Annotated in this window: 13 protein-coding genes; 11 read left to right on the forward strand and 2 right to left on the reverse strand. The window is 72.5% G+C overall.

Annotated features, from left to right (window positions below; translation table 11 throughout):
* Nucleotides 1-26: 26 nt before the first annotated feature.
* The gene (locus tag OG844_RS39890; protein WP_014044751.1) at nt 27-221 is read right to left on the reverse strand and encodes a hypothetical protein; all 195 of its coding nucleotides are present in this window, start codon (nt 219-221) and stop codon (nt 27-29) included.
* A gap of 315 nt (nt 222-536) precedes the next feature.
* Between OG844_RS39890 and OG844_RS39895 the strand changes: the two genes are divergently transcribed.
* From OG844_RS39895 to OG844_RS39935, 9 genes are all read left to right on the forward strand, one after another.
* The gene (locus OG844_RS39895; RefSeq protein WP_406388541.1) at nt 537-929 is read left to right on the forward strand and encodes an ankyrin repeat domain-containing protein; all 393 of its coding nucleotides are present in this window, start codon (nt 537-539) and stop codon (nt 927-929) included.
* A 238-nt stretch (nt 930-1,167) separates the two neighbouring features.
* A complete protein-coding gene (locus tag OG844_RS39900; RefSeq protein ID WP_406388539.1) occupies nt 1,168-2,586 on the forward strand; it encodes a HEAT repeat domain-containing protein in 1,419 nt (472 codons plus the stop codon).
* A gap of 136 nt (nt 2,587-2,722) precedes the next feature.
* Nucleotides 2,723-3,868: a glycosyltransferase family 4 protein gene (locus OG844_RS39905; protein WP_406388538.1), complete on the forward strand. Its 1,146-nt coding sequence runs from the start codon at nt 2,723-2,725 to the stop codon at nt 3,866-3,868.
* On the forward strand, nt 3,865-5,040 hold the full coding sequence (locus OG844_RS39910) for a glycosyltransferase (protein WP_406388537.1): 1,176 nt from the start codon (nt 3,865-3,867) through the stop codon (nt 5,038-5,040). Before OG844_RS39905 ends, OG844_RS39910 begins: the two co-directional genes overlap by 4 nt.
* Complete coding sequence (locus OG844_RS39915) at nt 5,037-5,984, forward strand: SGNH/GDSL hydrolase family protein (protein ID WP_406388535.1); 948 nt, start codon at nt 5,037-5,039, stop codon at nt 5,982-5,984. Before OG844_RS39910 ends, OG844_RS39915 begins: the two co-directional genes overlap by 4 nt.
* Nucleotides 5,981-9,628: a hydantoinase B/oxoprolinase family protein gene (locus OG844_RS39920; protein WP_406388533.1), complete on the forward strand. Its 3,648-nt coding sequence runs from the start codon at nt 5,981-5,983 to the stop codon at nt 9,626-9,628. The genes OG844_RS39915 and OG844_RS39920 overlap by 4 nt, the downstream gene beginning before the upstream one ends.
* Nucleotides 9,629-9,646: 18 nt before the next feature.
* Nucleotides 9,647-11,173: a hypothetical protein gene (locus tag OG844_RS39925; protein WP_406388531.1), complete on the forward strand. Its 1,527-nt coding sequence runs from the start codon at nt 9,647-9,649 to the stop codon at nt 11,171-11,173.
* Nucleotides 11,174-11,303: 130 nt separating this feature from the next.
* Nucleotides 11,304-12,215, forward strand: a complete 912-nt coding sequence (locus OG844_RS39930; RefSeq protein WP_406388530.1) for a hypothetical protein — start codon at nt 11,304-11,306, stop codon at nt 12,213-12,215.
* 98 nt (nt 12,216-12,313) lie between these two features.
* Nucleotides 12,314-17,035 (forward strand): hypothetical protein, encoded by a 4,722-nt coding sequence (locus OG844_RS39935; protein WP_406388528.1) that lies wholly within the window; start codon nt 12,314-12,316, stop codon nt 17,033-17,035.
* A 127-nt stretch (nt 17,036-17,162) separates the two neighbouring features.
* On the opposite strand, the gene OG844_RS39940 is transcribed toward OG844_RS39935, so the two are convergent.
* Nucleotides 17,163-17,615 carry a hypothetical protein gene (locus OG844_RS39940; RefSeq protein ID WP_406388527.1) on the reverse strand — a complete coding sequence of 151 codons (453 nt, stop codon included), beginning with the start codon at nt 17,613-17,615 and terminating at the stop codon, nt 17,163-17,165.
* Between the two features lie 476 nt (nt 17,616-18,091).
* Between OG844_RS39940 and OG844_RS39945 the strand changes: the two genes are divergently transcribed.
* Nucleotides 18,092-20,896: a nitrate- and nitrite sensing domain-containing protein gene (locus OG844_RS39945; RefSeq protein WP_406388525.1), complete on the forward strand. Its 2,805-nt coding sequence runs from the start codon at nt 18,092-18,094 to the stop codon at nt 20,894-20,896.
* Complete coding sequence (locus tag OG844_RS39950; protein ID WP_406388523.1) at nt 20,893-21,336, forward strand: roadblock/LC7 domain-containing protein; 444 nt, start codon at nt 20,893-20,895, stop codon at nt 21,334-21,336. The genes OG844_RS39945 and OG844_RS39950 overlap by 4 nt, the downstream gene beginning before the upstream one ends.
* Nucleotides 21,337-21,339 lie beyond the last annotated feature (3 nt).

Below are 21,339 nucleotides of genomic sequence, written 5' to 3' on the forward strand. Positions count from 1 at the left end.
GAAGAGGTCGGAGCGGGAGGGGAGCGTCAGAACTTGATCCCGCCCAGCATGCTGGCGAGGCTCGCGCCGCCTGCGGTGATGCTGGGAGCGATGGCGGTGCCGGCCAGGTAGAAGCCGAACAGGGCGCAGATGAGGGCGTGGGATGCCTTGAGCCCGTCCTTCTTGAAGAACAGGAAGACGATGATGCCGAGCAGTACCACGCCCGAGATGGAGAGGATCATGAGCAGTTCTCCTGGTTGAAGGGGACAGTCACCATGAGTACTTCCAGGATCACAAGATGTATCTATACGATAAAAGGTGCAATTGGGTGAAATGGTGATGTTTTCACTCGACCGGCGGGCGAAAAGTGGTTGTCCGAGCGGAACGGTCCGGAGAGCGCGCCGCAAAGGCCGCCACTCGTCGTGATCTTTTGCCGCATCCGGGCACGCTCATGTCGGCACCGGAGCAGTACCCTGTCGATTCACTCGTACGGCCCCCGCCGTACTCCCCACCAGGTCGGCAACGGCGACCAACGGTTATGGAAGGCGGTCCGTCCGATGAGCGAAACCCCCGATCCCGAGGTGGTCGAGCTGGCGACCAAGGTCTTCGACCTCGCTCGCAAGGGGGAGGCCGACTCGCTCGCCGCCTATGTCGACGCCGGAGTCCCCGCGAACCTCACCAACGACCGGGGCGACTCCCTGCTGATGCTCGCCGCGTACCACGGGCACGCAGAGGCCGTCACGGCCCTCGCCGGCCGTGGTGCGGACCCTGACCGCGCCAACGACCGGGGGCAGACCCCGCTCGCCGGAGCCGTCTTCAAGGGGGAGCGCACCGTGATCGAGGCACTGCTCGCCGCGGGAGCCGATCCGGCCGCCGGAACACCGTCCGCGGTGGACACCGCACGCATGTTCGGCAAGGGCGACCTGCTGGAACTCTTCGGTGCGCGCTGAGACACCGCCCGGACCGCCGGCTGACCGGTGCGCCGTAAATGTGGTCGCGTCGGCGAAATGGCTGGGTCATCATGACGTCGCGGGTCCGCTCAGGACCACCGACGAGAGGCAGAGGAAGATGAGCACCAGGCAGAAGACGGCGGTCGGCCGATCATGTTGCTGCGCGGCCTAGTGCCTCCCAGGCACTTGGAACAGCACAGTCCCGGTTGCGTCGACAGCTTGATGTGAGGCTTTCCCCATGTTCGATCCATTCATAGCGCCGAGCGGCACCCTGCTCGGCCTGTTGCAGAGGGGCCGCGGCGACGGCACGCTCCACGCACTCGCCGCACCACGCCCCGAGGCTCTCGCGGCCCTCAACCACTGCGTCCTGAGCGATCCGCGTCACGACTGGCAGGTCGACAACCGCTCCCTCTACTACGCACGCCTGTACCTCGATCTCGACGGCGGCATCGAGGAGATCGAGCGGCACCTGTGGGACCCCGAGGACCAGCTCGACACCGAGGACTCACGCACGGGCCTGGCACTCTCCGTACTCGGCCACCTCGCCTCCTACGGACGCGACGACGCCCTCGTGCTGCTCCGGCGCTACGCGGCCACCGGGGCCAACTGGGCCTGGGCACTCGACGAGCTGGCCCTGCGCGACGACGACGCCGGACTGCGCTCACTCGCCGTACCCGTACTCGGCCGGTTCCCCGCCACCCCGGAAGGCACCGCCGAGCTGGCCGCCGCCGTACGGGACGCATTCGAGCCGCGGCCCTGGCGGCTGTGGGCGGACGACCCGCGCGAAGCGGTCGGAGCCCGCGTCCGGGCCGCGACCGAACAGGGCTCCTTCGACCGGTGGCAGCGGCAGATGCGGCCCGGCGGTCCCCGCCCCGGCTGGAGTGTCCAGGCCGTCTTCGACTGGGCACAGGAAGGTCTGGAGCGCGGCAGTGTGCTCCACGTGCCGGCCGCCCGCTGCCTCTCCGCCGTCGCGGGCGCCGAGGACAGGCCGCTGATCATCGAGGCCGCCCGCGGCGGCTCCGACGGCGCACGCTGTGCGGCCCTCCACTACCTCGTCGAGGCCCAGGACCCGGCCGTGCTCGACCTGATCGAGCAGGCCGCCCTCAGCCCCTCGTCCGTCGTCGCCGAAGCCGCCGTGGCCGCGTTCGAGCGCATGTGCGGCGACGCGGCGGTGGACCGAGCCCGGCGCTGGGCGCACCGGCCCGACGCCCTCGGAGCGTCGGCCGCGGGAGTGCTCGCCTGCCGCGGCGGCGCCGAGGACGCCCCGCTCGTACTCGCCGCGCTGCGCGAGGCCGTACGGGGGGACGGCCCCGACGCCCAGCGGCTGTGGACCCTCGTCGACGGCACGGGCCGCCTCGGCATCGCCTGCGCCGCTCCGGTACTGCGCCACGTCTACCGGGAGACGTCCTCCTCGCACCTTCGAGGACGGGCGGCCCGCGCCCTGGCAGCCACCGACCCCTCCTTCGCCACCGGCTTCGCGGTCGAATGCCTCTGGGACTGCGAGGAGACGACCCGGGAACTCGCCGCGCTCCACGCGGAGACGGGGGACATCAGGGTCGCCGAACGCCTGCGGCGGCTGGCCGCCGACCCGGCCGAGGAAGCCGAGGTACAGACGGCTGTACGCAGCCGGATCGGACCGGACGCTCCCGCCGTCTGACCCGGGGCGCGGGCTGCCGCGCCGAACCCGGGATGCCGCGTGTCGGGGGGCACGCGGCGCAAAAGCTCATAGGACGTTCCCCGGGCGGAAAGATCCAAGTCGGCGCAGCCACGCCCGGCGCGGCGACAACACGGGTATGCGTGTCGTCATCGTCACCGAGTCCTTCCCGCCCGACGTCAACGGTGTGGCCCACTGCACCCTGCAGACCGCACGGCATCTCGTCGCCCGAGGCCACGAACCGCTCGTCATCGCCCCGGCAGCCGCCGGGACAACGTCCTCCACCGTCTCCGCCGACCCCACGTACACCGACGCGCCCTGCCCGGTGGTGCGTGTCCCCTCCCTGCCTCTGCCCGGCTACCCGCAGGTCCGGGTGGCGCTCCCCAGCCGACGGCTCGCCGCCGCGCTCACGGGGCACCGCGCCGAACTCGTCCATCTCGCGGGACCCTTCGTCCTCGGCGTACGGGGGATGGCCGTCGCCACCCGGCTGGGGCTGCCGGCCGTCGCCGTCTACCAGACCGACCTGGCCGGCTACGCCCGCACCTATCTGGGCACCGGTGAGAACGCCGCCTGGCGCAGGATGCGCGCCGTGCACAGCGCGGCCGACCTCACCCTCGCCCCCTCCGCCGCCGCACTGCGCGATCTCACCGACCACGGAGTGCCCCGGGTGAGGCTCTGGCCGCGGGGCGTCGACACCGTACGGTTCCGCCCCGGTCTGCGGGACGAGGCGCTGCGCCGCTCGCTCGCTCCCGGCGGGGAGAAGATCGTCGGCTACGTCGGCCGGCTGGCCCCGGAGAAACACGTCGAACTCCTCGCCGGAGCCTGCACCCTGCCCGGCGTCAGGGTCGTGGTCGTCGGCGACGGACCGAGCGAGGCCTCGCTGCGCACGGCACTGCCCGGAGCCGTCTTCCTGGGAAGGCGGACCGGAGAGGAACTCGCGCGGATCTTCGCCTCCCTGGACGTGTTCGCACACACAGGTCCGTACGAGACCTTCTGCCAGACCGTGCAGGAGGCCATGGCCTCCGGCGTCCCCGTGGTCGCCCCGGCGGCGGGCGGACCGCTCGACCTCGTCGACCACGGGCGCACCGGGGTGCTCGTCCCCCCGCACGACCCCGGGGCCGTACAAGCAGCGGTCGGCGCCCTCGTCGCGGACCCCGCGCGCGCCGAGGCCTACGGCAGGACCGCACGGGCCATGGTCGAGGGCCGCACCTGGGCAGCGGTCGGCGACCAGCTGCTCGGCCACTACGACGAGGTCCTCCGCGGCCGGACGGCGGTGGCCGCGTGAACGGCAGGACCCCAAGAGCCCGGGACGGGCTCAGGATCGTGCGTCTGGCGAACTTCGTCACCCCCGCATCCGGCGGCCTGCGCACCGCACTGGACGAGCTCGGCCGCGGCTACCGCGCGGCGGGGCACGAGCCCGTACTGATCGTCCCGGGGGCCACGGCGAGCGACGTGCACACCCCCCAGGGCCGCGTGATCACCCTGCCCGGGCCGGTCCTGCCGGGAAGCGGCGGCTACCGCGTGCTGACGAACCGCAGGAGGCTGCGCGGCCTCCTGGAGGGGCTGCGCCCCGACCGGCTCGAGGCGTCCGACCGGACCACACTGCGATGGACGGGGGAGTGGGCACGCCGCGCCCGGGTGCCCGCGGTCATGGTGTCCCACGAGACGGCCGACGGAGTCCTGCGCACCTGGGGCGTCCCCCCGGCGGCGGCGGGTCGCGCCGCCGACCGTCTCAACGCACGGAGCGCCCACGCCTACACCCGGATCGTGTGCACCACGGAATGGGCGGAGCGCGAGTTCGTACGGATCGGTGTGCGCAACGTCGTGCGCGCCCCGCTCGGCGTGGACCTGCGCGGGTGCCGTCCGGATCTCCGCAGCGGGACGCTGCGCGCCCGTCACACCGTCGGCGACGCGGTGCTCCTGCTGCTGTGTTCACGGCTCTCGGTGGAGAAACGGCCCGGCCGCGCCCTGGACGCACTGGCGGCGCTGCGGGGCCAAGGGGTGCGCGCCGCGCTGGTCGTGGCAGGTGACGGGCCGCTGCGGGCCGGGCTGGAGAACAGGGCCCGTGCGGAGCGCCTGCCGGTCGAGTTCCTGGGCCACGTACGGGAGCGCACCCACCTGGCCGACCTTCAGGCGACGGCGGACGTCTGTCTGGCCCCGGGCCCCGCAGAGACGTTCGGCCTGTCGGCCCTGGAGGCACTCGCCTGCGGTACCCCGGTCGTCGCGAGCGGCACCTCGGCACTGCCGGAGGTGATCGGAGACGGAGGCCTGGCCGCCGCGGACACGGGAGAGGCGTTCGCCGCCGCGGTACGGGAACTCCTGGCCCGCCCCGAGCGGGAACGCAGGGCGGCGGCGCGGGCGCGGGCCGAACTCTTCGGCTGGGAACGCTCGGTGGCCGCGTTCCTGGCCGCGCACGATGCCCCCGAACGGCGCGGAGCGCTCGGGGCGAGGCCATGAGCGGGCCGGCCGGCCTCCACGCGACGGCCGGTCCCGCGACACCCGGAGCCGGCGCCACGGCCGCCCGTAAAACCCTGCGGTTCGCCGCACTGGGGGACTCGCTGACCGAAGGAATCGGGGACCCTGTTCCGGGCGGCTGGCGGGGCTGGGCCGCCCTGCTCGCCGAGGGACTCGGCGGCGCGGAGCGGGACGTGGAATTCCGCAACTTCGCCGTCGCCGGCTCGCTGTCCGGCGATGTCCGCGACCACCAGGCAGCGGCGGCCGCGGCGTTCCGGCCCGACATCGCCTCGGTCGTCGTCGGCGTCAACGACACCCTTCGCCGCTCCTTCGACATCCGGCTGCTCGCCGGGCGGCTCGACGAGATCTGCGCACAGCTGGCCGCGGGCGGAGCCGTGATCCTGACAGCGTGTCTGCCCGACCCCGGCACGGCCCTGGGGCTCCCCGCCCCGCTGCGCCACCCCCTGGCCCGGCGGCAACGGGCGGTGAACGCCGTGGTGCACGCCCTGTCCGCCCGCTACGACGCGGTACATCTCCACGCCGCGGACCGGACCTGGGTCCAGGATCGCTCCCTGTGGAGCGTGGACCGGCTCCATCCGGCCGAGCGGGGACACAGGAGACTCGCAGGCGGATTCCACCGGCTGCTCGCCGACCGCGGCCTCGCCCTGGGCGCCCCGCCCGGTCCCGAACCGCAGCAGCCGCCCCCCACGCGCGCGGCCGCGGCCCGCTGGCTGGTCACGGAGGGCACGGGCTGGCTGGCCCGCAGAAGCACGGACCTGCTGCCCCAGCTGCTGGGACTCGCGGCGGCCGAGATCCGCCACCGGGTGGGCGGAACGAGCGGACAGCTGGACGTCAGGGCCGAGCAGACGCTGCTGGAGGCACTCGCCGACATCACGCACGCGCCGTCCCTGCGTGTGGTCGTCCCCCGCGCCAGAATGGAGGGATGACCGGGCGCTGGGAGTTCTGGATCGACCGTGGAGGCACCTTCACCGACGTGGTGGGACGTGACCCCGACGGGCGGCTCGTCTCCCGCAAACTCCTCTCGCACGATCCGGACCGCTACCGCGACGCGGCCGTGGCCGGAATCAGGCAGCTGCTCGGTCTCGGCCCCCACGACCCGGTTCCCGCCGACCGGGTCGCGGGCGTCAAGATGGGCACCACCGTCGCCACGAACGCGCTCCTGGAGCGCCGGGGCGAGCCGACCGTCCTGGTCATCACGGAAGGCTTCCGGGACGCCCTGCGGATCGCGTACCAGAACCGGCCGCGCCTCTTCGACCGGCACATCGTGCTCCCCGAGGCCGTGTACGACCGGGTGATCGAGGTCCCGGAGCGGATCGACGCCGGGGGCCGGATCGTGAGACCCCTCGACCGCACCGCGGTGGCCGAGCAGCTGAAGGCGGCCCGGGACGACGGAATCCAGAGCGCGGCGGTCGTACTCATGCACGGCTACCGCCACCCCGACCACGAGATCGCCGTCGCGGCGGCAGCCCGGGAAGCGGGCTTCACCCAGATCAGCTGCTCGCACGAAGTCAGTCCGCTGATCAAGCTGGTGCCACGGGGCGACACCACGGTCGTCGACGCCTACCTGTCGCCGATCCTGCGCCGGTACGTCGACGAGGTGGCCGGTGAACTGAGGGGGATCCGCCTCATGTTCATGCAGTCCAACGGCGGACTGCGTGAGGCCGCGCACTTCCGGGGCAAGGACGCGGTGCTCTCCGGCCCCGCCGGCGGCGTCGTCGGCATGGTCCGCACGTCCGAACAGGCGGGATACGACCGGGTCATCGGGTTCGACATGGGTGGCACCTCCACCGACGTCTCCCACTACGCGGGCGAGTTCGAGCGGGAGTTCGGCACCCAGGTGGCAGGGGTGCGGATGCGCGCACCCATGATGAGCATCAACACCGTCGCCGCGGGCGGCGGCTCGGTGCTGCACTTCGACGGGCGCCGTTACCGGGTCGGCCCCGACTCCGCGGGCGCCGACCCCGGCCCCGCCTGCTACCGCAGGGGCGGGCCGCTCACCGTCACCGACGCCAACGTGATGCTCGGCCGGGTCCAGGCCGCGTACTTCCCCGCCGTCTTCGGACCGGCCGGCGACCAGCCGCTCGACGAGACCGTCGTGCGAGAACACTTCGACGCGCTCGCCGAGAGGGCCGCATCCGTCACGGGGAGGCCCCGGACCGCGGCGGAGGCCGCCTCGGGCTTCCTGGAGATCGCCGTACTGAACATGGCGAACGCCGTCAAGAAGATCTCCGTCCAGCGAGGCCACGACATCACCCGGTACGCGCTCACGACGTTCGGCGGGGCCGGCGGTCAGCACGCCTGCGCCGTCGCCGACGCCCTGGGCATCGACACCGTCCTCGTACCGCCGCTCGCCGGGGTCCTCTCCGCGTACGGCATCGGTCTGGCCGATGCCACCGCGATGCGCGAACAATCGGTCGAGGCCGAACTGGACGAGGAGACCGGGGCCGGGGTGGACGGCACCTGCGAGGAGCTGGCCGAGCGCACCCGCGCCGAGCTCCGAGCGGAATCCGTCCCCGACCGGGCCGTCGGTACCCGGGCGCGGGTCCTCCTGCGCTACTCCGGCACGGACGCGAGCCTGCCCGTAGCCCTCGGCACGGTGACCGCCATGACGGAGGAGTTCACAGCCGCCCACCGGGCCCGCTACGGATTCACCATGGACAAGCCCCTGGTGGTCGAGGCCGTCTCGGTGGAGGCGACCGCGGCAGCCGGACCGCACGTCCCCCACCGCGTCTCCTCGGCCGCGCGCGAGCACGCGCTGCAACCGCTCGAGAACGTGCGGATGTTCACCGAGGGCCGATGGCAGGACACCGCTCTGTACCGCAGGGCCGACCTGCGCCTGTCGGACACCGTGACCGGCCCGGCCGTCGTCGCCGAGGACGACTCCACCACCGTCGTCGACCCGGGCTGGCAGGCCACGGCGGACGCGGCCGGGCACCTCGTACTGACACGGGTACGCCCCAGGCCCGAGAGGACCGCCGTCGGCACCCGGGTGGACCCGGTGATGCTGGAGGTGTTCAACAACCTCTTCATGTCGATCGCCGAACAGATGGGCGTGAGGCTGGAGAACACCGCCCACTCCGTCAACATCAAGGAGCGTCTGGACTTCTCGTGCGCGCTGTTCGACCAGGACGGCAACCTCGTGGCCAATGCACCGCACATCCCGGTGCACCTGGGCTCGATGGGGGAGTCCATCAAGGAGGTGCTGCGACGCAACCGGAACTCCTTGCGCCCCGGCGATGTGTATGCCATCAACGATCCGTACCACGGCGGCACGCACCTGCCCGACGTCACCGTCGTGTCGCCCGTGTTCGACGACGAGGACGGCTCGGAGCCCCGGCTGCGCTTCCTGGTGGCCTCGCGCGGACACCACGCCGAGATCGGCGGCATCACCCCCGGGTCCATGCCCGCCTTCAGCCGCACGATCCACGAAGAGGGGGTCCTGTTCGACAACTGGCTGCTCGTGCGCGACGGAAGGCTCCGCGAGGAGGAGACCCGGGAGCTGCTCACGACCGCCGCGTACCCCTCACGGGACCCGGACACCAACCTCGCCGACCTGCGCGCCCAGATCGCGGCCAACGAGAAGGGCATCGCGGAGCTGCGCCGCATGACCCGTCAGTTCGGGCACGACGTCGTCTCGGCGTACATGGGTCACGTCCAGGACAACGCGGAGGAGTCCGTGCGCCGGATCGTCGCCGGGCTGCACGACGGCTCCTGCCGCTACGAGACCGACAACGGCGCCGTCATCGAGGTGGCCGTGACGGTGGACCGCGAGGCACGCACCGCCGTCATCGACTTCGCCGGCACCTCCCCCCAGCAGCCCGGCAACTTCAACGCCCCGAAGTCCGTGGTCATGGCAGCCGTCCTGTACGTCTTCAGGACACTGATCGAGGACGACATCCCGCTCAACAGCGGCTGCCTCGAACCCCTGGAAGTACGCGTCCCGGCGGGATCCATGCTGGCGCCCGTCCACCCGGCGGCGACCGTCGCGGGCAATGTGGAGACCTCCCAGGCCGTGACCGGTGCCCTCTACGCGGCACTGGGCGTCCAGGCCGAGGGATCGGGCACCATGAACAACCTCACCTTCGGCAACGACCGCGTCCAGTACTACGAGACGGTCGCCAGCGGGTCGGGCGCCGGTGACGGCTTCGACGGCACCGACGCCGTACAGACCCACATGACCAACTCCCGGCTCACCGACCCCGAGATCCTCGAGTGGCGCTACCCCGTGCTGCTGGAGAGCTTCGGCGTACGGGAAGGCAGCGGCGGCGAGGGCCGGTGGCACGGCGGCTCCGGGGTGGAACGCAGAATCCGCTTCCTCGAGCCCGTGACCGTGGCACTGCTGTCCGGACACCGCCGAGTGGCACCGTACGGAATGTCCGGAGGCGGGCCGGGGGCACTGGGCACCCAGCACGTGGAACGGGCCGACGGTAGGACCGTCACACCGCTGGACGGCTGCGACACCGCCGAGCTGGACACCGGGGACGTGCTGGTCCTGCGCACACCGGGCGGAGGCGGCTACGGGTCCGGGCAACCGGTCGCTTCTGCGCCGTTTCGACCGTTGTCGGTGTGAGGACCTAATCTGTTCAGCGTGACTTCGCCTGCCTACACCGACACCGCTGCGTCCCAGCTCAGCGCCGGACCGCGGCCCGCCGCGGGCCCCGCCGCCGACGAGGGGCTCTCGCGTCGGCTGCGCGCGCTGGCCTGCACCGCTCCGCTGCACGACCTCGATGTGCGCAAGGCGAATCTCGCCGGCGAGTACACGGTCTACGCGATGGCCGAGGTCGCCCTCGCCGCGATCGACCTGGTCACCCTGAACATGGACTTCGACACGGGCGCCGACCACGACCAGATAGTGGCCAGACTCCTCCCGCGGGTCGGTGCCCAGGCACCGGGCCGCCCCGTCGCCGAGTACGAGCGGGTTGCCCGCTGGGTGCTGGAGAACCTGATCAACGTCGGCAGCGTCGACCGCGGCTTCCGCGCGGTGTACGGCACCTTCGGCCCCGATGGCGTGTACGTCCGCAGGGACTATGACTTCAAGCTCATCGAAGAGGTCCCCGGGCACGGCGGCAGCCTCTACCTCCGCGCCACCGACGAAGCGGTCAACGTCCTGGTCGGTGCACTCGACACGGACGTGACCAGCGCCCAGATCGCCGCCGAGGTCAAGTTGGAGGTCCTCATCAGCCGGGGCCGCCTGGCCGACGCGCAGCTCGCCGCGGAGCAGGCCCGCTACCGCACCGTGCAGTACGCGCAGACCCTCCGCAGGACACTCGAGGCGACCCGGCGCAACGTCCGCGCCGTCGACTGGCTCAACGCCGTTCCGGACATGATCACCGAAGCGCTGGACCACGTAGCCGACCGCTACCGCCACGAGAACGCGATTCTCACCAACATCCGCAAGGCCAGGGACGAGGCGGAGGACCCCGAACACAAGCGGCGCGCCGCGGAGCTCGTCGACATCGTGAAGGACTGCATCCGCCGCCACACCCAGCTGCAGTCCAGGCTCCTGGAGGCCGGACCGCTCTTCCGCGCCGAGCAGGACCGCCAGGCCTTCGCCGCCCCCACGGCCCGGGTGGGACTCGATCTGTACGGACAGCTCGTCGTCCCCCTGCTGCCGCTCCCCGTCGAACAGGCCACCAGGGCCACCGACGCGTTCTTCGCCCACGGGACCGGACTGCGTACCCCCACCTCGGTCCGCATCGGCGATCTCGTCGACATGCTGTTCACACCGCCGGTGGAGCGTGAGCACCTGGGCGTGGAAATGCCCGAACCCGATCTCATCGCCACCCCTGACGACAGCCGGTTCAGCGAGGAGCAGCTCGCGAGCGCCATGGAGCTGCTCGACCTCGAGCACGACGCCCCCCGCCGGCTCTCCGGACTCCTCGCCGAGGCCCGCCTCCGTGATCCGGACCTGCCCTACCTGGTCGCCCTGCTGTCGGTCCATGCGGCGAGCCCGCCGGTCGGGACCGCCTACCGCCAGGGCGAGCGGCGACTGCTGTTCGCCGTCGACGACGGCACCCAGCTCGACGACCCGGAATTCGGCGGCGCGGACCTGATAGTGGGCATGGCGCTCCTGGACGCCGCAGGCATGGCCGCCGACCGGAAGGAAGCCTCATGAGGGCCCCCGGAACGAAGGCCCCCGGGGCGAGGACACCAGGAACGAAGGCCCCCGGACCGGGTCGGCGGGCGAGGACCCGCACCACCCTGCCGGAACGTGAGCGCAGTACCCGCACCGAGGAGCCACAGCAGTGAGCGAGCAGCACGCCGAGTACACCGAAGGGTGGGGCGACCCGTCCGCCACGCACACGGCCGACACCGCACCGCCCGCCGCTCCCGCCGCCGTCACCCCGGCCGACGCGGCCGACGCCGCGCGGCTCGTCTCCTTCGGACTGCAGCCCAAGCTCATGCCTGCCCGTGACGCCGAGTACGCGGAACTGCTGCGCCGCTACCGGGAAGAGCCGGCCTTCGCCCGGCTCGCCGACGCGGTCGCCACCGGGCTCGGACTCGTCGTCCTGGAGGTCTCCACCCGGGCGGGCATGGCCGTGACCGCCGACGAGGACTCGGTGTTCGCCGTGCGCATGGGGGACTACGCCCGGCGCGCGTCCTCCGATTCCGCCGACCGCTTCCTCCACGGCCTCGCCCACCTCGCCGTCGCCGCCATGGCCTTTCCCCGGCCCGAGGACCTCGCGGACGACGCCTACATCGGCCGCATCACGGTCAACGGGGTCGACGCCTTCGTCCGCCAGGCCTGCCACCGCCTGGAGGAGCTTGCCGAGGAACGGGGCGACAACACCGACCCGGCCTCCGACGCCCCGGGGCTGGAATCCGGCTGGCGGGTCTACGCCCGCCGCAGCGCCACCGGAGCGACGAAGGACGCACGGCGGCTCGCAGGATCCACCACGGGCATCATCGGCAAGGCCGTCGCCTTCCTCACCGACTCGGGCTTCCTCCAGCGCACCGGGGACGACGCGGGCGGCACGTACCGCACCACCGCCCGTTACCAGCTGCAGGTACGTGACATGGCGGGCAACGCGGCCATGACCGAGCTGCTGGAGCTCGGCGTCGTCCCGGTCACGGACGGCTCGGCGACCCTCCTGCCCCCGCCCGACGCCGACAATCCGGAACTGGTCGCCGACGCGGGTCTGCCCTTCCACTCCTGACCCGGCCCCGTCCACGCCCCAACCGCCGTGCCCGGCACCTGTCGGGCCCAGCCTCTTCCGTTGCCCCTCCGCTGCCTGAACGACGAGAGTCCGCCGCCATGTACGAGTTGTCCCGGGTCCGCCTCTACTCCATCGGACCCGCCGGTGCGCGCTACGCCGACACCGTGCTCGACCTGCGCGGTGTCGGTCAGCCCGTGCCCCACCCCGCACCGGCCCAGGCGGAGTTCTTCGAGGACGAGCCGGTGGGCCCGCCGCGCCGTCCCGCACCCGCAGGTGTGCTCTTCCTGGAGAACGGCGGCGGAAAGTCCGTCCTGCTCAAGCTGATCTTCTCCGTCATGCTGCCGGGGCACCGCAACACCCTGGGCGGCGCGAGCTCGGGAGTGCTGCGCAAGTTCCTGCTCGCCGACGACTGCGGGCATGTCGCCCTGGAGTGGCAGCACACGCTCACCGGTGAATGCGTGGTCGTCGGCAAGGTCAGCGAGTGGCGCGGGCGTCAGGTGTCCAACGACCCGCGCAAGTTCGCCGAAGCCTGGTACTCCTTCCGCCCCGGGCCGGGACTCAGCCTCGACAGCCTCCCCGTCGCCGAGGCCACCTCCGTGGGCCGCCCGGCCGAAGGCGTCTCCGGCGCCCGGGGCAGGCGCCGCACCATGAAGGGCTTCCGGGACGCCCTCACGGACGCGGGCAAGTTCTACCAGCACCTCGATGTGCACTGGGAAGAGATCCACGACCGATGGAACGAGCACCTCGGTGAGCTGGGCCTCGACCCCGAACTCTTCCGCTACCAGCGCGAGATGAACTCGGACGAGGGCGAGGCAGCCGGTCTGTTCGCCGTCAAGAAGGACTCCGACTTCACCGACCTGCTGCTGCGGGCCGTCACCGACACCCGCGACACGGACGGCCTCGCCGACCTCGTCAGCGGCTTCGGCAACAAGCTGGGCCGGCGCGCCGAGCTCACAGCAGAGCGCGACTTCACCGCGGGATCCGTCGACCTGCTGGGCCGGATCGTCGAGGCCACCGCGACCAGGGCCCGCAGCCGCGACATCCACGCCGGTGCCGAGCGCCGCACCCGCACCATCGCCCGCAGGCTGGCCACCCGCGCCGCCGAGGAGCGGGGCCGCACCGCGGAGCTGGCCGAGCAGGTCACAGCAGCCGCCCACACCGTCACGGCGGCGGAGGCCGCCCGCGGCCACCGGGACCTGATCGCGGCGGAGCTGGCCTACCGGCACGCCTCACTGGCCCTGGCAGCCGCGGAGAAGGGCGCGGCGGCCCAGCGCCGCGAGCTGGGCGACGCCCGTACCCTGCACGCCGCCTGGCAGGCAGCCGAGGCGGTCCTGCGCCATCGCGCGGCAGCCGACCGCTCCGCCCGCGTCGCCGTGGCCATCCGGGAGGCGGAACGGGACGCCGCCCCGGCTCTCGCCGCACGCGCCACAGCCGCCGCGGACCTGGTGCGCGCCCTGCACACAGCGGCCGAGGCGGGCGAGAGCGTCGCCAACGAGGAGGAGGAGCGCTCCGCCACCCTCCAGGCCACCGGCGAGACGGCTCACCGCGACGCCACCACCGCGGCCACGGAGGCCCAGCGCGCCCGCAGCGAGGCCGGACACCTGCGCCAGCGCCTCGCCGAGGTCGAACAGGAGACAGCCGAAGCCGTCCGGGCGGGCTGGCTCGACAACACCGCGCCGGACGCCGACCCGGCCCGCGCCGCGCTCGCCGCGAGCGATGCCGAACAGACCGCCGTCGCCGCCTGGGACACCGCCAGGGAGGCCGCCCGGGCCACGGCCGACCACGCCAGGGAGGCGGCGGCGGCCGAGAGCCGCGCCGAGCTCGCCGCGGCAAGGGCCGCGGACGGCGCGCAGGCCGCCGAACAGTCGTACGAGGCCGAGCGCAGGGCCGCCGAGTCGATCGCGGCCGACCACCGCCTCGCCGACCTGCTGGGACTGCAGACCACGAGCGGCACCGGCGTGCCCCGCCCCCGCCGGGGCGCCGCAGAACAGGAGGGGGAGAGCACCCCGGGGGCCGGCGGACCGGCTTCCCGGGACGCGCAGTCCCTCAGCGCCGAGGAGTTCGACAGCAGCGCCGACGAACTGCGTGAGCTCCTCGACCAGGGCGTCGCCTCCGCCGAGCGCAGGCTCTTCGACCTGCGCACCGCCGCCGCCGACGACGCACGCATCCTGGGCGCGCTCGGCGACGGAGGACTGCTGCCGCCCGGCCCCGACGTCCTCGCCACCGTCGAGTACCTCGGTGAGCACGGCATCCCGGCCCTGCCCGGCTGGCGCTACCTCGCCCAGGCCGTCGACCCCGCCGACCACGCAGCGATGCTCTCCGCACGCCCCGAGCTCGTCGACGGCGTCGTCATCACCGACCCGGACGCCCACGCCCGCGCCCGGGAGGTGCTCGGCACCGCGGCCCTGCTGCCCCGCTCGGCCGTCGCGGTCGGCACCACCGCGGCACTCCTCGCACCCGTCCCCGCGCCCGGCGCAGGCACGGGCGGAGCGGACGAGGTCTTCCTCGTCCCGCCGAACCCGGCCATGCACGACGAGCACGCGGCGGACGAGGAACGGCAGGCGCTCAGGACCCGGGCCGCAGCCCGTGACGAGGACATCAGGATCCTGGCGGCGCGGCTCACCGCCGACCGCTCCCTCGCCGCCCGTATCGGCTCGTGGCGCTCCGACTGCCCGCCCGGCATGCTCGGCGAGCTCGGCGATGCTGCCCGTACCGCGCGCACCGCCGCCGAGACGGCCGAGGCCGTACTCGCCGAGGCGCGCACCGTCCGCGCCGAGGCCGACGAAGCCGCCGCCGACGCCGCACGCGTCCGCGAGGAGCGGCAGGAGACCGCGCAGCGCGCCCGCCGTGCTGCCGACGCCCTCGCCGGCCTGGCGCACCGTCTGCGCGAGCGGTCGGCCTGGCAGGCACGGCTCCGTGAACTGACGGACGAAGCAGCCGAATCCGAAGCACGGGCCACGGTCTGCCTGGATCGGGCGCGTGCCGCGGACGAGGACCGCAGGGCCGCCCAGCGCGCCGCGGACGACGCCCGACGCACCGCCCGTGCCCTGCGCGCCGAACGCGCCGAGATCGCGGGTGCCCCCGAAACCCTGCCCGAGCAGGCCGCCGGCACAGCCCGCACCTCCCTCCCCGCCCTGCGCGAGGCGTACCGGGCCGCATCCCAGCTGTACGAGAAGGTGGGCGTCGGCGCCGACCTGCGCGCCGAGCAGGCCCGCGCCGAGAGCGACGAGAGTGCCGCCGTCGCGGAGCTCGACCGCCTCTCCAACAAGGTCCGTACCCGTGCCGCCCAGCTCCTCGAAGGCACCGACGGCGCCGACGGCCCCTCGCGGCAGGCCGCGGCCGCCCGCGCCGAGTCCCTCGTGCAGCTCCTGGAGACCAGGGCGTCCACGGCCAGCGAGCAGCTCGGCAGGCTGCGGGGCGAGGCGGAACGGCTCGCCCCGGCCGACGACGAGGCACGCCACACCGAGCTCTCCGAGGACCTCTCCCCGGCCGACGCGGAACAGGCCCAGATCCTGTTCCGCACGGCAACGGCCGAACTGGCCACCGCCACCGCGGCCCTGGACACCGCCCGTGCCACCCACGCCGAACTGCTGCGCGCCCACCGCGGCGCGGAGGACTCGGCGAGCGGCTTCGACGAGACGGCGGCGCTCCTGCGCGATCTGCTCAGGGACCACGGCGCGGACGACGAAGGCGACGCCCCCAGCCCGTACCCCGGCACCCTCGAGGAGGCCAGGCAGTCCGCCGCGGAGGCCCGGCGCTCACTGCGCGGCTGCGTCACCGACCTGTCGGCGGCCGAGAGTTCCGTACGGGAAGCGAGCGACGTGCTCGTACGGCATGCCAACTCCACCCGCTACGAGCAGGTCCGCACACCCGCCCGGCAGCAGATCCGTGAGCTACCGGCCGTCGCCCTTCCCGACCACGCGGAGAAGTGGGCCGCCGCCTTCGCCCCCCGGCTGCGGGTGCTCACCGACGAGCTCGCCCAGCTGGAGCGCAACCGCGACTCCATCGTCGACCGGCTCCGCGGTCTCGTGGACTCCGCCCTCACGACCCTTCGCTCCGCCCAGCGGCTCTCCCGGCTTCCCGAGGGGCTCGGGGAGTGGTCCGGCCAGGAGTTCCTCCGGATCCGCTTCGAGGAACCCGACCAGGCCACTCTCAGCGAACGGCTCGGAGAGGTCATCGACGACGCCACACACGCCGCGCTCAAGAAGAACTCCGACCTGCGCCGGGACGGTATGTCCCTGCTGCTGCGGGGAGTCCAGGCGGCGCTGCTGCCCAAGGGCATCGCCGTGGAGATCCTCAAGCCGGACGCGGTGCTGCGCGCCGAGCGGGTCCCGGTCGGGCAGATGGGCGATGTCTTCTCGGGCGGTCAGCTGCTGACCGCGGCGATCGCCCTGTACTGCACGATGGCGGCCCTGCGCAGCAACGACCGGGGCCGCGACCGCCATCGCCACGCGGGCACCCTCTTCCTCGACAATCCCATCGGCCGGGCCAACGCCACCTATCTGCTGGAACTCCAGCGTGCCGTCTCGGACGCCCTGGGGGTTCAGCTCCTCTACACGACCGGTTTGTTCGACACCACGGCGCTCGCCGAATTCCCGCTGGTCATCCGGCTCCGCAACGACGCGGACCTGCGCGCGGGACTGAAGTACATCAGCGTGGAGGAGCACCTGAGGCCGGGACTGCCGCAGCAGGACCCGGCGGGGGAGACCGTCCACGGAGAGATCACGGCGACCCGCATGTTCAAGCGCAGCGAGCAGACGCCGAACGCCCCGGCGGGGGCATCGGTTCCGGAGATGCGGTCGGAGACGACTCTTCGCTGAGGCTGTCCCGGAGGCCCTCTCGAACCGTGAGGCCCTCTCGAACCATGAGGGCCTCTCCAACGGTGAGGGCCTTTCCAACCGTCCGAGCGTCACCGGATCGCCGGCCACCGCGCCGGAGCACAGGCCGTCAGGCCCTGGAGAGCCCGCCTGTGCCCCGGCGCCGTATCCGGGTGGCCTTGCGCGTCTGCGCCCTGGCCGTGCGCCGGGCGCGGCGCCGCTCACGCCGCATGCGACGCGCGGTGCTGGACGGCACGGACACCACGCCGTTGCGCTGGTTCCACACCTGCCGGGTCACCCACACATCCAGCACCGACCATGTCGCGACGACCGTGCTGCCCACACCGCTGAGCACCATCGGGAAGGCGAGCCACGATCCGGCGAGGGTGCACAGGAAGGCCACCATGGCCTGAATGATCGTCAGCGACGCTATGAGGACGGCACGCACCGCGGCAGTCCGCACCGGATCAGGCATCCGCCGCCGCAGCGCGGGTTCCTCCACCCACAGCTGCTGCCGCGGAACCCTCGCCGGCCCGGTCGCCTCCGCAGCCGACGCCGCGATCCGACGCTCTTCCGTGTCCAAGGACCTTCAACTCCCCACCGCTGTCCGACTTCAGGGTGGCTGCCCGGGTTGCGCCCGTTCTACGCGGGCGGGCCCTGCAGCTCTGCCACGCCTGCCCCATAATGTTCTCCTGCCCCGTACATGTGGACGAATGCCGAGCCGGGAAGATTCCCGCAGAACATCCTCAATCGGCCCCGTACGGTCGCGGAACGAAGAATTCCAGCCAACTGCCTGAAGTGACTCCGTGGCCTGTCGGGAGACTTTCTCTGTCGCTTTCGCGAATTTCATCTCAGGGAATACCCGGACAACTCGTGATCAACGATGGGGAGGGCGGCCGAAAATCGTCCGGACACGCCTTCGAGTTGTCTGCTTGTCAGTAGTAGGCTCGCGCCGTTTGTTGACGGCACACCGACGTACCTCCGGCGGACCACCGCCGGAACACCGGAACGACACCGACACGACCACCCCCGCAGCGCGGGGTCGAGCTGGGGGAGGCCATGCGCTTTCGCGGGAAGTCCATCCGCAGGAAGATCGTGGCGTTGCTCCTGGTGCCGCTCGTCTCTCTCACGGGACTCTGGGTCTTCGCCACTTACGTCACCGGGCGCGAAGCCGACGAACTGATGGGTGCGAGCGCCATCGTGGAGAAGGTCGGCCATCCTCTGGAGGACACCGTCCGTGCCGTCCAGGGCGAACGCCGTCAGACGCTGGTCTTCCTCGCCGACCCCCGGGCTTCCGACGCCCTGCCGATCCTGCGCCGTCAACGTGCCGCGACCGACCGGGTCGTGGCGGACGTCAGGAGGAGCGCACAACAGGAGGGCGTCCGCGACGCGCTGAGTCAGGACGCGGAGACGCAGCTCGACTCGATCCTCAGCGAGGTCGACGGCCTGGACTCGCTGCGTGCGTCCGTCGAGAAGCGCACCATCGACCGTACCCGTGCCCTCGACTTCTACAACGGTCTCGTCGACCCCTGCTACCGCTTCCTCAACGGACTCCACACCATGGAGAACGTATCGATGGACAAGCAGGTCCGGGCGCTGGTCGGCATCTCCCGGGCGCGCGAGATGCTCTCCCGCGAGGACGCGCTGATCACCTCGGGCCTCATCGCGGGACGCCTGGGCGCCCCCGAGCTGCGCGCCATCTCCGACCTCGCCGCCAGCCGCAACCTTCTGTACGAGGTCAACCTCGAACTGCTGCCCGAGGCCGAGAGCCGGCGCATGGAGCAGTACTGGGGAAGCCCCGACACCGAATCGTTGCGTACGGCCGAGCAACGGCTCATTGCCGCAGGCCCGTTCAAGAAGCCCGGCCCCATCGACGCGGCGCGCTGGCAGGAAGTGGCCCCGCCGGTTCTCGAACACCTGGCCAACGACAGCACGGAGATGGCGAACCGCTTCCAGGACCGTGCCGAACCGGCCGGATACCGCGTCCTCATCCAGGCAGGCGTCGCCGGTGTCCTCGGATTCGTCGCGCTGCTCGTCTCCGTCTTCGTCTCGGTACGCATCGGACGCGAGCTCGTCCGCGACCTCTCCCGGCTGCGCAAGGACGCCCACGAGGTGTCCGGCGTACGGCTGCCGAGCGTGATGCGGCGGCTGGCCGCGGGCGAACAGGTCGACGTCGAGACCGAGGCCCCGCACCTCCAGTACGAACGGGACGAGATCGGCCAGGTCGGCCAGGCGCTCAACACGCTCCAGCGGGCCGCCGTCGAGGCCGCGGTCAAGCAGGCGGACATGCGCCGCGGCGTCTCCGAGGTCTTCGTCAATCTCGCACGGCGCAACCAGGTGCTCCTGCACCGCCAGCTGACGCTCCTGGACACCATGGAGCGCCGCACCGAGAACAGCGACGAACTCTCCGATCTCTTCCGCCTCGACCACCTCACCACCCGCATGCGGCGCCACGCGGAAGGGCTCGTGATCCTCTCCGGGGCAGCCCCTTCCCGGCAGTGGCGCAAGCCCATCCAGCTGATGGACGTGGTACGGGCGGCGGTCGCCGAGGTCGAGGACTACGAACGGATCGAGGTACGGCGCCTCGCCCGTATCGGCGTGGGCGGCCCCGCCGTGGCCGACCTCACCCACCTGATCGCCGAACTCCTTGAGAACGCCACCGTGTTCTCGCCCCCGCACGCCGCCGTCCAGGTGCACGGCGAACGCGTGGCCAACGGCTTCACGCTCGAGATCCACGACCGCGGCCTCGGCATGTCGCCCGAGGTCCTCCTGGACGCCAACCTACGGCTCGCCGAGACCCCCGACTTCGAGCTCTCCGACACCGACCGGCTCGGCCTCTTCGTGGTCAGCCGGCTCGCCCAGCGGCAGAACGTCAGGGTGTCGCTGCAGACATCGCCGTACGGGGGGACGACCGCGATCGTCTTCATCCCGGCCCAACTGCTCACCGACGCACCCGACACCCATGGCACGGGCTTCCGCCTCGACCGCCGGGCCGAGAAGGCCATCGGCAGCGGCCGGCCGGGCAGCACCGTGCCCGGCAGCGACAAGGCCCGCAGGGACGGACTGGCGGACGTGACCACCACGGCCAGGCCCGCCGGGCTCTCGCCGGTCCCCACCGGACTCAGCGACCCGTCCGTGCTCGACGGCCCCGTGGAACTCGAAAGCCCGGTAGGGGCCCTGGAGTTCACCGACGACCAGGTACTCGACCCGGCGCTCGCGCCCGTCCTCGACGGCGTCTCCGACCTCGAGGACACGGAGAGCGAGCGCGGCGGCATCTTCCGCGCCCGCGATCTGCGCCGGGACACCGGCCGTGAACAGCACCAGCAGGCGTTCGACCCGTCCGACGGGCGCTCCGGAGACGTCCGCCCGATGCGCCCCGCGGGGCCCGTACCGCTGCCGCGCCGCAAGCCGCCGACCCTGGTCACCGACCACGGCCGCCGGGTCGGCGAACGGGACCGGTCCCCCTCCACGGCACCGGACGACTTCCCGGTCGCGCCGGACGCCGCGGTCTTCCCGGCCGCTCCCGAGACAGGCACCGTCTCGGCGGCCGGCCGGCGGGCCCCCTTCCCGTCACAGCGCAGCTCCAGTGCGCGGCCGTCCGCACCGGACACCGTGGGCGGCCTGCCGCGCAGGGTCCGGCAGGCAAGCCTCGCCCCTCAGCTCCGGGAGGACTCCGCGGGCCGGACTCCCGGCAACGCCCCCGCAGACACCGTCGACGACCTCGAACGTGACGCGGACGAAGTACGCAATCGCATGGCTTCGCTTCAACGCGGCTGGCAGCGCGGCCGTCGGCAGAACGCCGAGGACGTGACCGGCCACGGCGAGACAGCACCAGGAACCACTCCGGGAGGGGACGGTCGATGACCGCACCGAACGCCGCAGCACACAACGCCTCACGCCAGGGCTCCGGCGAACTCAACTGGCTCCTCGACGAACTGGTCGAGCGCGTCGCGAGCATCCGTAAGGCGCTGGTGCTCTCCAGCGACGGCCTGGCCACCGGCACGTCCAAGGATCTGACCCGCGAGGACAGCGAACACCTGGCAGCCGTGGCGTCCGGATTCCACAGCCTCGCCAAGGGCGTGGGCCGGCACTTCGACGCGGGCCGGGTCCGGCAGACCGTAGTGGAACTCGACGACGCCTTCCTCTTCGTCACCGCGGCCGGTGACGGCAGCTGTCTCGCCGTCCTCTCCGACTCGGACTCGGACGTCGGGCAGGTGGCGTACGAGATGACACTCATGGTCAAGCGCGTGGGGGTTCACCTGGCCAACGCCCCCCGGACGACCGGTTTCCCCGCCGGCGGGTGAGCG

This window comes from Streptomyces sp. NBC_00887 (assembly GCF_045207585.1).

Coding starts and splice junctions, on each gene's coding strand:
- OG844_RS39890 (WP_014044751.1), bottom strand. CDS start 221: ATGATCCTCTCCATCTCGGGCGTGGTACTGCTCGGCATCATCGTCTTC.
- OG844_RS39895 (WP_406388541.1), top strand. CDS start 537: ATGAGCGAAACCCCCGATCCCGAGGTGGTCGAGCTGGCGACCAAGGTC.
- OG844_RS39900 (WP_406388539.1), top strand. CDS start 1,168: ATGTTCGATCCATTCATAGCGCCGAGCGGCACCCTGCTCGGCCTGTTG.
- OG844_RS39905 (WP_406388538.1), top strand. CDS start 2,723: ATGCGTGTCGTCATCGTCACCGAGTCCTTCCCGCCCGACGTCAACGGT.
- OG844_RS39915 (WP_406388535.1), top strand. CDS start 5,037: ATGAGCGGGCCGGCCGGCCTCCACGCGACGGCCGGTCCCGCGACACCC.
- OG844_RS39920 (WP_406388533.1), top strand. CDS start 5,981: ATGACCGGGCGCTGGGAGTTCTGGATCGACCGTGGAGGCACCTTCACC.
- OG844_RS39935 (WP_406388528.1), top strand. CDS start 12,314: ATGTACGAGTTGTCCCGGGTCCGCCTCTACTCCATCGGACCCGCCGGT.
- OG844_RS39945 (WP_406388525.1), top strand. CDS start 18,092: ATGCGCTTTCGCGGGAAGTCCATCCGCAGGAAGATCGTGGCGTTGCTC.
- OG844_RS39950 (WP_406388523.1), top strand. CDS start 20,893: ATGACCGCACCGAACGCCGCAGCACACAACGCCTCACGCCAGGGCTCC.